Origin of the sequence: Chelatococcus reniformis (genome assembly GCF_014640075.1) — a bacterium.
Lineage (GTDB): Bacteria > Pseudomonadota > Alphaproteobacteria > Rhizobiales > Beijerinckiaceae > Camelimonas > Camelimonas reniformis.
In genome coordinates, this window is the sequence record NZ_BMGG01000001.1 from 981,246 (window position 1) to 993,676 (window position 12,431).

Sequence of the window (12,431 nt, forward strand, 5' to 3'; positions counted from 1 at the left end):
CATGCGGCGCCTGCGTCGCGGGGGCCCATCTCTATCGCTGCTCCGATGCAGCTCCCCGATGACCCGCGAGGCGCTGTGGTGGATAACATCGTCACTGTTCTGCGGCAGGAACCGCCATGAGCCCGCGCGCCTGCGTCATCGGCGATCCGATCGCCCATTCCAGGTCTCCGCTGATCCATCGCTATTGGCTGGCGCAGCATGACATCGCCGGCAGCTATGAGCGCCAGCACATCACCGCGGCAGCTCTTCCGGCCTTCATTGCCGAGCTGCGGGCCGGCGGCTGGCGCGGCTGCAACGTCACGGTGCCGCATAAGGGGGCCGTGGCCGCCCAGGTCGACGAGCTGACGCCGGTGGCGGCAAGGCTCGGCGCAGCCAATACGCTGTGGCTGGAGGAGGGTCGGCTGCGGGCGGACAACACGGACGTGGCCGGTTTCATGGACAACCTGGATCAGGCCGCGCCGGGCTGGCGCGCGCGCGCCGGGGCGGCCACGGTGCTCGGCGCCGGCGGCGCGGCGCGCGCCGCGGTCCACGGTCTGCTGGAGCGGGGCGTCGGCACCGTCCACGTGGTCAACCGGTCTGTGGAGCGGGCGACGCAACTGGCGCAGGCGTTCGGTCCACGCGTCAGGCCGGCGGCATGGGACAAGGTCGGGAACGCCTTGGCCGGCTCCGGGCTCCTGGTCAACACCACGTCGCTCGGCATGTCCGGACAGCCGTCGCTCGCCCTAGACCTGTCGCCGTTGCCGGCCGGCGCTACGGTCTACGACATCGTCTATGTTCCTCTGGAGACGCCGTTGCTGGCACAGGCGCGCGCGCGGGACCTCGAGGTGGTGGACGGGCTTGGAATGCTGCTGCATCAGGCGGTGCCGGGCTTCGAGCGCTGGTTCGGCGTAAGGCCCGAGGTGACCAAGGAGCTGCGGGACTTGCTCGTTGCCGACATCGAGGGAACGCGATGACCTTCTTGCTTGGCCTCACCGGCTCGATCGGGATGGGCAAATCGGCCACGGCGACCATGTTTCGGGCGCGCGGCGTCCCCGTCTATGACGCGGACGCCGCCGTCCATACGATCTATCGCGGTGTCGCGGCGCCGCTGGTGGAGGCGGCGTTTCCCGGCACCACGGCGGACGGCGTCGTCGATCGCCAGAAGCTGGGTGCCGCGGTGCTCGGCAACGACGCGGCACTGAAGCAGCTGGAGCAGATCGTTCACCCTCTTCTGCGCGGCGCTCAAGCCGAGTTCCTCGCCGATGCGGCCCGGCGGTCGCGGCCGGTCGCGGTTCTCGACATTCCGCTGCTGTTCGAGACCGGCGGTGAGCGGCGTTGCGACGCGGTGGTGGTGGTGAGCGCCCCGGCCTCGGTGCAGCGTGCCCGGGTGCTCGCCCGGCCGGGGATGACCGCCGAGAAGTTCGAGCTGATTCACGTGAAACAGGTGCCCGATGCGATCAAGCGCGCGCGGGCGCATTTCGTTGTGGACACCGGTCGCGGCTTTGCTGCCGCTCGCCGCCAAGTGGACGATATTCTGCGGGCGCTCGCCGGCCGCACAGGACGCGTCGTGACGATCGTTTCCTGAGGCAAGCCAGGCGGAGGGCGGGTCAGTGACGCGTGAGATCGTGCTCGATACCGAGACCACCGGCCTCGACGCGGCCAACGGCGACCGTATTGTCGAGATCGGCTGCGTCGAGCTGCTGAATCATATCCCGACGGGCCGCAACCTACATCTCTACATCAATCCGCAACGGCCCATGCCCCAGGAGGCGTTCGCCGTGCACGGGCTGGGCGACGACTTCCTCAAGGACAAACCGGTCTTCGCCGACCTCGCCGCCGAATTCGCTGAATTCATCGGCGAGGACATGCTGATCATCCACAACGCGGCCTTCGACATCGGCTTCATCAACGCCGAGTTCGGCCGGGTCGGACGTCCGCCGGTCGCGGCGATGCGCGTGCTCGACACGCTCGCGCTCGCCCGCCGTCGTCATCCCGGCGCCGGCAACAGCCTGGATGCGCTGTGCGCGCGCTACGGGATCGACAACTCCCGTCGCACCAAGCACGGCGCGCTGCTCGACTCCGAGATCCTGGCGGAGGTTTACATCGAGCTGATCGGTGGTCGCCAGGCGGGGCTCGACCTGATGCCGATTCTGGTGGGCGGCCATGGCCCGGGGTCTCGGGGAGGGCGGGCGCCAACGCTGCAGCGGCCGGTCCCGCTGGCGCCGCTCGTCAACGCCGACGAACTCGCCGTTCACGCGGCCTTCGTAGCTAGCCTGGGCGACGCCGCCATCTGGCGCGAGTACATCGAGCTGAGCTGACGCTACGGCAAGGCGGCCGACGCCTTGTCCCTGGCGGCCAAGGCCGGGGCTGAGCCCGGCCTTTCGTCTGGGCGGGACGGGGTTACTGTGCCTGTGCCGGGGCCTGGGCGAATTGGCCGGCGCGGTCGCGATAGAGTGCGGCGAAGTCGATCGGATCGACGTAGAGCGGCGGGAAGCCGCCGCCGCGCACCGCATCCGCGACGATCTGCCGGGCGAACGGGAAGAGCAGCCGCGGGCACTCGATCATGATGACCGGGTGCAGGTTCTCCGGCGGGATGTTCTGGGCGCGGAAGATGCCGCAATAGGTCAGATCGAACGCGAACAGCGTCTCACCGTCGATGGCCGCACCGCCCTCCAGCTTGAGCTCGACCTCGAAGTCGGCATCGGCCAGCTGCTTGGCGCCGACGTTCACCTGGATGGAGATCTGGGGCTGCTTGTTCTGGGGCGTGAGCGAGCGCGGCGCGTTGGGGTTCTCGAACGAGAGGTCGCGCGTGTACTGCGCCAGCGCGTTGAGCGCGGGACCGTTCGGATCGCCCTGCCACAAGGGTGCGCCGTTGGTGGAGGGTTCAGACATGGGAGTCCTCGTTTCGGTGCGGGCTGCCCGCGGTCGTCGCAGACGCCGCGCGTTGCAGGCGTCGAAGGCGGTCGGCGGCTAACACGGAACGGGATGGCCGACAAGCACGGCGTCGGCCGGTGGGCTCAGCCCCCCGCAGCGCCTCAGGTCGAGCGCAGCCAGTCCAGGATCGCCGTGTTCACCTCCCGCGGATAGGTGTGGCTGAGATCGTCGATTTCCCGGTAGGTCAGGGCTGCACCAGCGGCCATTAGCGCCTGCTGCGCCTCGCGCGCCATCTGAATCGGAAACATCCAGTCCAGCATGCCGTGGGCGAGGTGGATGGGCAGGCCGCGGATCCGCGCCGGGTCTGCCATCTGTGCCAACATCGGATGGAAGGCGGCGGCGACCGGCGCCAGGTGGGTGAACGGCGAGCCCGGCTCCAGCCCGCTGACATAGGTGAAGGTGCCGCCGTCGCTCATGCCGGTGAGCAGCAGGCGATCGGCGTCGATGTTCCAAGTGGCGCGAACGCGCGCGATGATGCGCATGAGATTCGGCGTGTCGGTGTCCGGGCCGGCGAGCGCCCAGGTTGGTCCCGTCGCCGTCGGCGCCAGGAGGATCGCGCCGTGGCTGCGGGCATCGCGCAGCCAGCTCCAGAGAAAGCCGCGGCCATTACCGGCGCCGCCGTGGAGCGCCACGACGAGCGGCCAGGCGGTGTCGGCGGTATAATATTCCGGCACGTACAGGGAGAAGCCGCCGCGGGAGCCGGGCTCGTTGTCCACATGCGCGATGCCGGTGTCGTCGCGGGGCCCGCTGCCGGCGATGCGGGCCGCAAGACCAGCGTCGTCTCGCACGGCCGGATCCAGGAAGAAGCGACTGACCGGCGGCAGGCGCGCTGCGAGCGGGTAGAGCGCCTCCTGGGCGCGCGGCAGGTAGCGGAGCGCCCGGTAGACCGCGGTCAGGTCCCCTTGAGCCTCTGCCGCGCGCAGGCCGTCAAAGGCGGCGATGGCCGCATCGCTGGCCGCCTCCAGCATGGCGCGCACGCGGGCGAAGGCGTCCGGCCACGCAGCGAGCTGCGTGCGCGCGCCGCGCAACGGCTCGTCCGGGCTGCCGGCCGCCTCCATCACGGCGGACAGGTCTGGGGGGTGGAGGTGGCGGGCCACGAAGCCGAGCGCGTCCAGCGTCTCGAGCAGCGGCGGCAGCAGGGCCACCAGATCGTCGATTGCACGCTCGTCCATCTCCATCCTCCCGTCATCGGTGTGCGATCCGCCGCGGCTCCCATGCTGCGGGTCACAGGCGCTTGTCGCCGGCGCCGGTGGATGTTAGGCCCGGCAACGACTATATGCTCTTCGGCGAGGACTATCCGTGCCCGCGCCGGAGCGTCAGCCGACCGGGCGTCGATCCCCGCGGGGAGAGCCGCAACGGTATGGAACCAATGGCCGCGGTGGCGGCACGTTGCGATCTCCTGTACGATCACCCAGATCACGCCGCGAGTGGGGCCGACCGGTCCAGGCGGATGGACGTGATCGATTTCAGAGAGTTAGGGCATGAAGTCGTCCCCACCTCAGGTTCGTGTTCGCGGGGATCAACGGCCCCGCCTTGCCACCGTGCTCTAAACGTTCTCGACCATGCAAGATTCCTTCGATCTGACGACGATCATATTCCTCGCCCTCGCGGTGTTCGTGATCTGGCGGCTGCGCTCGGTGCTCGGCCAGCGAACCGGCAGCGAGCGACCGCCGACGGATCCTTTCGCCCGGCGTGAGCCGCCCCTGCCCAAGCCCGAGCAGGCGGCGGGCGACAGGCGTGACGACAATGTGGTGCAGCTGCCCGGCACCAGCACGGCGCCAGCGATGGAGATGGCGCCGGAGGAGCGCTGGAAGGGCGTCGCCGAACCTGGCTCGCCGGTGGCGGCCGGCCTCGACTCCATCGTGGCTCAGGAGCCGTCGTTCGACGGCAGCGGCTTCGTCCAGGGCGCCAAGGCCGCCTACGAGGCGATCGTGACCGCCTTTGCCGCGGGCGATCGACGCACCCTGAAGGGTCTGCTGTCCCGGGAGGTGTTCGACGGCTTCGAGGGGGCCATCGCCGAGCGTGAGAAGCGCGGCGAGCGCGCCGAAACCACGTTCGTCTCGGTGGACAATGCCGAGGTGACGGGGGTCGAGGTGAAAGCCCGCAACGCGCAGGTCACCGTGCGCTTCACGTCGAAGCTGATCACGGTGACGCGCAACGCCTCGGGCGCCGTCGTCGACGGCAGCCCCGACACTGTCGTCGACGTGACCGACGTGTGGACGTTCGCCCGCACCCTCGGGGCCAAGGACCCGAACTGGCAGCTGGTGGCGACCGAATCCGGACAATGAGCCGAGGCGACGCGCGGCCGATGCAGCCACCGGGAGCGCGTGCATCCGGCCGAATGCTCGCTTCCGATCCGGCCAGGTCCTAGGCCCGGCCCCGGGCATGGCCGCGCAGCGTCCGGACGTCGCGCTAGAGCCCGTCGCCTATGCCGATCTGGCGGGATGGGCGAGGGACGATCACGCGGCGGCTTTCGCCGCCTTCCTCAAGTCCTGTCCGGCCATTGCCGCGGACGCTGCCGGGGTCCGTGCGGCGCGCCCGGGTCCTCCCGGCCTCGCCGACATCTGCCGGGCAGCGCTCGTCGCGCCGGGCGGTGCCGAGGCCCGCCGCTTCTTCGAAGCCCACTTCCGGCCATTTGTGATCGGCGCGGCGGGCTTCGTCACCGCCTATTTCGAACCGGAGATCGGGGGCTCGACCCGGCCGACGGCAATCCGCTCCGTGCCCCTGCTGGCCCGTCCCGCCGATCTCGTCGCGGTGACCGAAGCCAACAGGCCGGCGGTCTTCGATCCGGCGTTGAGCGCCGCCCGCTCTCGACCGGCGGTGGCTGGCGGGGGAGCGCTCGAACCCTATCCTGACCGGGCGGCGATCGAGGACGGGGCGCTCGGCGCCGCTGCGGCGCCGCTCGCCTTTCTCGACCCCGTCGATCTGTTCATGGCGCATGTGCAGGGCTCGGTCCGGGTGCGCTTCGACGACGGCCATGTGCGGCGCTTCGCCTACGCCGGCCGCAACGGCCATCCCTACACGTCGGCAGCCAGGCTGCTGGTGGAGAGGCTCGGCATTGCGCCCGCCGCCATGACCGCCGACAAGCTCTACGGCTGGCTCAGGGCGAACCGGGAGGAGGGGCGGCGCATCATGCGGCAGAACCGGTCCTACATCTTCTTCAGGCCGGCGGACGAGCTCGGGCCCGACGACGGCCCGGTGGGCGGCGCGGGCGTGCCGTTGACGCCCTTGCGCAGCCTTGCCGTCGACAGATCGATCTGGAGCTACGGATTGCCGATGTTCGTGACCACGGTCCTGCCCCTGCCCAGCGGCGAGCGCCGGGCGTTCGCGCAGCTGCTCATCGCCCACGACACCGGTTCGGCCATTCAGGGACCGGCGCGGGGCGACATCTTCATGGGCAGCGGCGCCGTCGCCGGCCTGCTCGCCGGGCTGGTGCGGGAGCCGGCGCGGCTCGTCGTGCTGCTGCCGGCCGCCGCCGGCGCGAACTGACGGCAGCGAGCGGGAGCGGCGACGATGGCGGGGCGACGCAGCCGCAACCTCCGGCGGGATGAGCTGGCCCTCTGGGCGCTCGTGATGCGCTCGGTGACGCCGCTTCCGGGCCGGCCGCCCCTCGCCGAGCCCCAACCGGAGCCGGCCCCGGCCCAGGCCGCGCCGCCCGCGCCGACGGCCGATGCGCCGCGCGCAGAGGTGGCGCGGCCCCGGGTGGCTGCGCCGCCCGGGCCCCTGGAGCGCCGGCTGCGCCTGGCGCTGAAACGCGGGGCCCTGCCGATCGATGCCGTGCTCGATCTGCACGGAATGCGCCAGGACGAGGCGCACCGCGCGTTGACGCGCTTCCTCGTCGATGCCGGGCGCCGGGGCGAGCGCATCGTCCTGGTGATCACCGGCAAGGGCGGCGTCGAGCCGGACATCGCCCGCTCCGGCGAGCGCGGCGTCCTGCGCCGCCTGGTGCCGCATTGGCTGGCGCAGCCCAACCTGCGGGGCCTCGTCGCTGGCGTCGAGGAGGCAGGGCAGCGCCATGGCGGCAGCGGCGCCCTCTATGTGCGGCTGCGCCGGCCGCGCCTATGATCGGGTCAGGTTGTCCCGTGGCCAGACCTCCATTCCTGCCCCTCCATCGGGTCGGTACCGTTAGCCCTCATGCATCGCAAAAGCGCGGCAGAACGCTTTGGCTGTGGCGCCGGGTTTGGTAAAGCGGGCCGACCCCCCTCCCAGTGCCGGAACCCTCGCATGACCCTGAAGCGCCACGACGTCCTCGGCATCGGCAACGCCCTCGTCGATATCCTGGCCCCTGCGGACGACGATTTCCTCCTTGCCCAGAATGTCCTCAAGGGCGCCATGCAGCTCATCGACGAGGAACGGGCGGAGGCGCTCTACGCGGCCATGGGAGCGACGGTCACGGTGTCCGGCGGCTCGGCCTCCAACACCATCGCCGGCGTTGCCTCGTTCGGTGGGCGCGGCGCGCTGATCGCCAAGGTGCGGAACGACGAGCTCGGCAAGGTCTTCGCGCACGATCTGCATGCCATCGGCGTCACTTTCGAGACCGCGGCGGCGAGCGAAGGGCCCGCCACCGGCCGCTGCTTCATCCTGGTTTCGCCCGATGGCGAGCGCACCATGAACACCTACCTCGGCGCCGGCCAGGGCCTCGGTCCGGCCGATATCGACAAGGCCGTCGTCGACGCGTCGGCGATCGTCTACCTCGAGGGCTATCTGTGGGATCCGCCCGAGGCCAAGCTCGCCTTCCTCAAGGCGGCGGAGATCGCCCATGCGGGCGACGGGCGGGTGGCGCTGACGCTGTCCGACGCCTTCTGCGTCGATCGCTATCGCGACGAGTTCCTGCGGCTGGTGAGCGACGGTGTCGTCGACATCCTGTTCGCCAACGAGCATGAGCTGAAGAGCCTGTACCAGACCGCCGACATCGACACCGCGGTCGCGGCATTGCGACGCAATCCGGTGCTCGGCGTGGTCACGCGGTCGGAGCAGGGTTCGCTGCTGGTGAGCCGCGACGAGACCAGGGCCGTCGCTGCATGTCCCATCGACCGGCTGGTGGATACGACGGGAGCGGGGGATCTGTTCGCGGCGGGCTTTCTCGTCGGCCTCGCCCAGGGCGCCGACGACGTGACCTGCGCCCGGCTGGGGGCGCTCGCGGCAGCGGAGGTCATCCAGCACCTCGGTGCCCGGCCCGAGCGCGGCCTCAAGGACCTCGCCACCGAGAACGGCCTGCTCGGCTGAATGGTCGGCGAGGGGACCCGTAAACCCTGATCCTGTCACGGGATGCGGCGAACAGTCGGGAGCATGTCCGTGGACATGCTCCGTCTCCCGAATAGAGAACGCCAAGCGCTCTTGAGCGAAGCGGAGGGAGCTGGTGGGCGGCTCCCTCTTTGGCTGCCTCACCAGACCGGCGCCGGCCGAGACCCTTGCGCCGTCCGGGTTCGAGCTCTGGCTTACTCCGCCGCCTTGGGCACGTTGTTCACCGTCTGGAACACCTCGAAGCCTTCGAACTCCGGGTGGCCGGTGGTCATCGGCTTGTTGTCGCCGGCGCGGTGGTGCGCCTTGCGGAACTGCTCGGACTTGGTCCACCCCTCGAAATCTGCCCGCGACGCCCACACGGTGTGCGAGGCGTAGAGGATATGGTCCTCCCTCTCGGGGCCGCGCAGCATGTGAAATTCGATGAAGCCGGGAAGCTCGGTGAGGAAGCTTTCGCGCGTCAGCCAGACGTTCTCGAAATCCTTCACGGCCTCTTTCAGAACCTTGAACCGGTTCATGGCGATGAACATGCGTCTCTCCTTACAGGGTTCGCGAGCGCGGGCGGCCGGCGCGGGCTTCGACCCGTACCGCGATCGCGGTCACCTTACTTGGAAGCGAACTTGACCGTAAGGCCGAACTTCGCCTGGAATCCGGCGCTCGCCACGTAGTTCAGATACTGCACATACTGCTTGTCGAACAGATTCTGAATGCTGATGTCGGCCCGCAGCCAGTCATTGTAGTTGTAGGAGGCGAAGAGGTCGACGAGGCCGTAAGCCTTGGTCGGCAGGATGGCCGAGCCGGGCGGCAGGTCGCCTCTGGTCTTCGCGGCGACGCCGGTGACGCGGCCGCCGAGCGTCAGGCGGTTGTCGAGGAGGCGGAAGCCGATGGTGCTGGAGACGCGGTTCGGCGGCACGGTGGTGAGGCCGTAGCCGGTCTCCTCGTTCTTGCCGTCGACATAGGTGCCCGCGGCCGAGATGAAGCCCCAGCCCCAGTCGTAGGCGGCTTCCAGCTCGGCGCCTGTCAGCTTCGCCTTGGCGATGTTCTGGTACTGCTGGTCGGGCATGAACATGCACAGGCCGCTGCGGAAGGCGCCGGGAATGCGATTGCAGAGCGAGGTGGGCGCGCCCGGGATGAAGATCACCAACGTTGAGGTGTCGGCATTCTCGAGCTCGATATAGTCGTCGATGACGTTGCGGAAGATCGTCGCCTTGGCGCGGAAGCTGTCACCTGCGGTGAAAACGTTGTTGTACTTGATGTTGACACCCGCCTCCAGGTTGTGGGCAGTCTCCGGGCGAAGGTTGGGGTTGGGCAGCAACCGGAAGGCCGGGAACGGATGGACGCCCTGGATCAGGGTCTCGGTGATCGTCGGCGCGCGGTAGGCCTCCGCGTAGGTGCCATAGAACTCGATGCCGGTGATCGGCGTGATGCCCAGCGTGATCTTCGGTGAAACCCGGCTGCCGTCGCTGGTGTTCACCGGGCTCGACAGCTTGTAATAGTCGTAGCGCGCGCCGCCCAGCACCCGGAGCCAGCCGCCGTAGCGGATCTCGTCCTGAATGTAGGCGCCGTTCAGTTGACGCTCGCCGGACGGGGTGAAGGTGGAGCCGTAGCCGCCGGCGGTGTCGAAGTTCTTGACGTTGTCCCACACACCGTCGGCGCCGTAGGTCACGGCGTGCGAGAAGGCGCCGGTATCGAAGCGCGAGGTGTTGAAGACGTCGAAGCCCTTGCTCTCCAGGTCGTAGACGATACGGCTGAGGCCCGGCTTGGCACCCAACGTGCTGTAGATGCCGCTCGGCGAGTCCGCCAGGTAGCGCTGCGACATGTGATATTTGTTGTCGTAGAGCTTGACGTTGAAGTCGAGGAGCGGCGTGTCCGGCCGGGTGAAGCGATAGCCGAGCGTGTAGGTCTCGGTGTTGAGCGCATCAGCGAAGCGGGCGCCCTGGTTGCTCGAGCCGTTGTTGTCGAACTCGAACTTCTGGCGGAACGCGGTGAGCGAGACCTCGTGGCCGTCGGCGGGGCGGACGTTGACCTTGAACAGGCCGCCGACGATTTCGCTGCCGGTGTCGCCGATAACGGTGCCGCGCCCATCTCTGTAGTTATAGGTCTCGCGCGTGAGGAACTGCCCGAACACGTCGACGTTGGGGCCGAGGCGGGCGCCGGCCATGGTGCTGCTGAGGAAGCCGGCGCCGTTGGTGCCCAGCATGCCCTTCTGGGAGATGCCCACCTTCTCGTCCGGCTTCAGCAGGTCGTCGATGCCGCGGGTCTTGAACAGCACCACGCCGCCGATGGCGCCAGAGCCGTAGATGTTGGCGATCGGGCCGCGGGTGACGTCGATCTGGCTGACGAATTCGGGGTCCAGATAGAACTGGCCGTTGGCGTTGTGGCCGCTGACCTGGAAATTCTGCCGGGCGCCGTCGATCATCACGTTGACGCGGCCGAAGTCCTGCAGGCCGCGGATGTTGATCGACTGGGCCGGGTCGTTGGCGTTCTCCTGCACCCAGACGCCTGGCACGTCGCGGAAGGTGTCGGACAGTCGGCTCGGCTGGAAGCGTTCGATCTGAGCGCGGTTGACGATGCTGGCGCCGCCCATGACGTCGATCGCCGGCTCCTCGGTCTTGGTCGCCGTCACGCTGATGGTGTCGAGCACGACGTCCTCGGCTCGGGCGGCCGTGATGGCGAGGACGGAGACCGAAATAAAGAGTGCGGCGCCTGACCAGATGCGCATGACGAGTAAGCCCCCAGCGGGTTCGATTTTTTGGTGTTTTGGCTGGCTGGCTTGAGGGCCCTGGGGAGCCCGCGTGGCTGGCTGGCTATATTGTTGTCGCGCCGGCGCTCTAGAGCGCGGCTGTTTGCGTTCCCTAGATACTTGTCCTACTCAAGTCAAATCATTGGGAGGCGTAGTTTTTAGGTCTTCTAAAGTGACAAATACATGCGTTGGTCGCCGTTCTTTAGAGCGGATCCAAGTTGTACTTTAGATTGGCTACAAAGAGTGGAACCGATGGAGCAGCGGCCACGACCCCCGGCGACGACGGCGGCGCCCGCCGGCAAGGAGCCGACAGAACCTCGAATTATCGAGGCGCGGGAATTATTTACCGATGGCCGCGAGGTCATCATCGTGCACAATGATGAACGCTACCGGCTGCGCGTGACCTCCAAAGGCAAGCTCATACTCACCAAATGAACCCGCGGGGGCGCCCCATGCGGCCGCGCCGCCCTGCTTCCGGCACAGAGCGATCGATGACGAACAGCACCTCCAACTCCCGCACCGCGCCCCGCCGCTCCCGTCCGTGGAGGCGCTCCGACGTCCTGAATCTCGGCAATTGTGACATTTGGATCACGACGCTCCGTGTCCTCTGCGCAGTGGCCTGGCTGCTGCCCGCCGCCGCCGCGGCGGACGAGGCCAAGCGAATCGTGGTCGCCGGCGGCGCGCTGACCGAGATCCTGTACGACCTGGGTCTGGCCGATCGCATCGTCGGCGTCGACACCACCAGCCTTTATCCGGCCGAGGCGACGAAGAAGCCGAACGTCGGCTACGTCCGCCAGCTTTCGGCCGAGGGCGTGCTGTCGCTGCAGCCCGATCTGGTCATCGCGCAGGAGGGCGCCGGGCCGCCCGACGCGCTGAAGCTCATCGAGCAGGCGGGCGTCAGGGTGGAGCGGATCACCGACCAGCCGACGCCCGAGGGCGTCGTCGAGCGCATCATCCGCGTCGGCGCTCTGACCGGTGAGGCGACGAAGGCCGAAGCACTCGCCCGGTCGACCCGCGAGCGCTTCGCCAAACTGGCCGAGGACCGCGGCAGCGCCGGCAAGCCGGTGCGCGCCATGTTCGTCATGAGCCTTCAGAACGGCCGGCCGCTGGTCGCCGGCCGCGGCACCGGCGCCGACGGCATGATCAAGCTCGCCGGCGGCGAGAATGTCGCCGACGCCTTCGAGGGCTACAAGCCGATGACGGAGGAGGCGGTCGTGGCTGCTGCGCCCGACGTGATCGTCATGATGGAGCGCCAGGGCCAGCCGCTGGCGCCGGCCGACGTCTTCAAGCAGCCGGCGCTGGGGGCGACACCCGCCGGCGAGAGCAAGCGCCTCGTCACCATGGAGGGCCTCTACCTCCTCGGCTTCGGGCCGCGGGCGCCGGAGGCGGCGCACGACCTGATGGTCGCGTTCTATCCCAAGCTCGCCGCGCCGCCGTCCGGCGCGAAATAGGCGCGGGGGCAGACGATGACCGGGATTGTCCGTTGACTTCTGCCGATGCGCTTCGCGCCGGGCCCGACGCGGGCGTGCGCCGT

Annotated in this window: 13 protein-coding genes; 9 read left to right on the forward strand and 4 right to left on the reverse strand. The window is 68.9% G+C overall.

Translation table 11 applies throughout. The features are described 5' to 3' along the window. Window positions 1-116 precede the first annotated feature (116 nt). Genes IEW34_RS04175 through dnaQ form a run of 3 tightly spaced genes read left to right on the forward strand, consistent with a single transcriptional unit; the run spans window position 117 to window position 2,297 of the window. Entirely contained in the window at window positions 117-953 is an 837-nt protein-coding gene (locus IEW34_RS04175) for a shikimate dehydrogenase (protein WP_188607820.1), read from the forward strand. Then, entirely contained in the window at window positions 950-1,564 is a 615-nt protein-coding gene (coaE, locus tag IEW34_RS04180; protein ID WP_188607821.1) for a dephospho-CoA kinase, read from the forward strand. Before IEW34_RS04175 ends, coaE begins: the two co-directional genes overlap by 4 nt. A gap of 25 nt (window positions 1,565-1,589) precedes the next feature. Next, complete coding sequence (gene dnaQ, locus IEW34_RS04185) at window positions 1,590-2,297, forward strand: DNA polymerase III subunit epsilon (RefSeq protein WP_188607822.1); 708 nt, start codon at window positions 1,590-1,592, stop codon at window positions 2,295-2,297. Window positions 2,298-2,379: 82 nt separating this feature from the next. Here dnaQ and secB read toward each other — a convergent pair whose 3' ends face one another. Both secB and IEW34_RS04195 read right to left on the reverse strand, forming a co-directional pair. Then, window positions 2,380-2,871, reverse strand: a complete 492-nt coding sequence (gene secB, locus IEW34_RS04190) for a protein-export chaperone SecB (protein WP_188607823.1) — start codon at window positions 2,869-2,871, stop codon at window positions 2,380-2,382. 143 nt (window positions 2,872-3,014) lie between these two features. Continuing rightward, window positions 3,015-4,085, reverse strand: coding sequence for a carboxylesterase family protein (locus IEW34_RS04195; protein WP_188607824.1), 1,071 nt, complete (start codon window positions 4,083-4,085; stop codon window positions 3,015-3,017). 390 nt (window positions 4,086-4,475) lie between these two features. Here IEW34_RS04195 and IEW34_RS04200 point away from each other — a divergent pair, with 390 nt between their 5' ends. The 4 genes from IEW34_RS04200 to IEW34_RS04215 all read left to right on the forward strand — a co-directional run bounded on the left by IEW34_RS04200 (window position 4,476) and on the right by IEW34_RS04215 (window position 8,139). After that, window positions 4,476-5,201, forward strand: coding sequence for a Tim44/TimA family putative adaptor protein (locus IEW34_RS04200; protein WP_188607825.1), 726 nt, complete (start codon window positions 4,476-4,478; stop codon window positions 5,199-5,201). Between the two features lie 97 nt (window positions 5,202-5,298). Beyond that, entirely contained in the window at window positions 5,299-6,402 is a 1,104-nt protein-coding gene (gene mltA / locus IEW34_RS04205; protein WP_188607826.1) for a murein transglycosylase A, read from the forward strand. Between the two features lie 24 nt (window positions 6,403-6,426). Continuing rightward, window positions 6,427-6,978 carry a Smr/MutS family protein gene (locus IEW34_RS04210; RefSeq protein WP_188607827.1) on the forward strand — a complete coding sequence of 184 codons (552 nt, stop codon included), beginning with the start codon at window positions 6,427-6,429 and terminating at the stop codon, window positions 6,976-6,978. 159 nt (window positions 6,979-7,137) lie between these two features. Next, complete coding sequence (locus tag IEW34_RS04215; RefSeq protein WP_188607828.1) at window positions 7,138-8,139, forward strand: adenosine kinase; 1,002 nt, start codon at window positions 7,138-7,140, stop codon at window positions 8,137-8,139. Between the two features lie 212 nt (window positions 8,140-8,351). On the opposite strand, the gene hmuQ is transcribed toward IEW34_RS04215, so the two are convergent. Together hmuQ and IEW34_RS04225 are read right to left on the reverse strand one after the other, a co-directional pair. Next, on the reverse strand, window positions 8,352-8,684 hold the full coding sequence (gene hmuQ / locus IEW34_RS04220) for a heme-degrading protein HmuQ (protein WP_188607829.1): 333 nt from the start codon (window positions 8,682-8,684) through the stop codon (window positions 8,352-8,354). Between the two features lie 74 nt (window positions 8,685-8,758). Next, entirely contained in the window at window positions 8,759-10,876 is a 2,118-nt protein-coding gene (locus IEW34_RS04225; protein WP_188607830.1) for a TonB-dependent hemoglobin/transferrin/lactoferrin family receptor, read from the reverse strand. A gap of 273 nt (window positions 10,877-11,149) precedes the next feature. On the opposite strand from IEW34_RS04225, the gene hemP reads away from it, so the two are divergent. Then, window positions 11,150-11,332 carry a hemin uptake protein HemP gene (gene hemP, locus IEW34_RS04230; RefSeq protein ID WP_188607831.1) on the forward strand — a complete coding sequence of 61 codons (183 nt, stop codon included), beginning with the start codon at window positions 11,150-11,152 and terminating at the stop codon, window positions 11,330-11,332. 56 nt (window positions 11,333-11,388) lie between these two features. After that, complete coding sequence (locus IEW34_RS04235) at window positions 11,389-12,348, forward strand: heme/hemin ABC transporter substrate-binding protein (protein WP_188607832.1); 960 nt, start codon at window positions 11,389-11,391, stop codon at window positions 12,346-12,348. Window positions 12,349-12,431: the final 83 nt, after the last annotated feature.

What these genes read in the sequence shown, in the direction of transcription:
- IEW34_RS04175 (WP_188607820.1), top strand. Translation starts at nt 117, where the DNA reads ATGAGCCCGCGCGCCTGCGTCATCGGCGATCCGATCGCCCATTCCAGG.
- coaE (WP_188607821.1), top strand. Translation starts at nt 950, where the DNA reads ATGACCTTCTTGCTTGGCCTCACCGGCTCGATCGGGATGGGCAAATCG.
- secB (WP_188607823.1), bottom strand. Translation starts at nt 2,871, where the DNA reads ATGTCTGAACCCTCCACCAACGGCGCACCCTTGTGGCAGGGCGATCCG.
- IEW34_RS04195 (WP_188607824.1), bottom strand. Translation starts at nt 4,085, where the DNA reads ATGGACGAGCGTGCAATCGACGATCTGGTGGCCCTGCTGCCGCCGCTG.
- IEW34_RS04200 (WP_188607825.1), top strand. Translation starts at nt 4,476, where the DNA reads ATGCAAGATTCCTTCGATCTGACGACGATCATATTCCTCGCCCTCGCG.
- mltA (WP_188607826.1), top strand. Translation starts at nt 5,299, where the DNA reads ATGGCCGCGCAGCGTCCGGACGTCGCGCTAGAGCCCGTCGCCTATGCC.
- IEW34_RS04210 (WP_188607827.1), top strand. Translation starts at nt 6,427, where the DNA reads ATGGCGGGGCGACGCAGCCGCAACCTCCGGCGGGATGAGCTGGCCCTC.
- IEW34_RS04215 (WP_188607828.1), top strand. Translation starts at nt 7,138, where the DNA reads ATGACCCTGAAGCGCCACGACGTCCTCGGCATCGGCAACGCCCTCGTC.
- hmuQ (WP_188607829.1), bottom strand. Translation starts at nt 8,684, where the DNA reads ATGTTCATCGCCATGAACCGGTTCAAGGTTCTGAAAGAGGCCGTGAAG.
- IEW34_RS04225 (WP_188607830.1), bottom strand. Translation starts at nt 10,876, where the DNA reads ATGCGCATCTGGTCAGGCGCCGCACTCTTTATTTCGGTCTCCGTCCTC.
- hemP (WP_188607831.1), top strand. Translation starts at nt 11,150, where the DNA reads ATGGAGCAGCGGCCACGACCCCCGGCGACGACGGCGGCGCCCGCCGGC.
- IEW34_RS04235 (WP_188607832.1), top strand. Translation starts at nt 11,389, where the DNA reads ATGACGAACAGCACCTCCAACTCCCGCACCGCGCCCCGCCGCTCCCGT.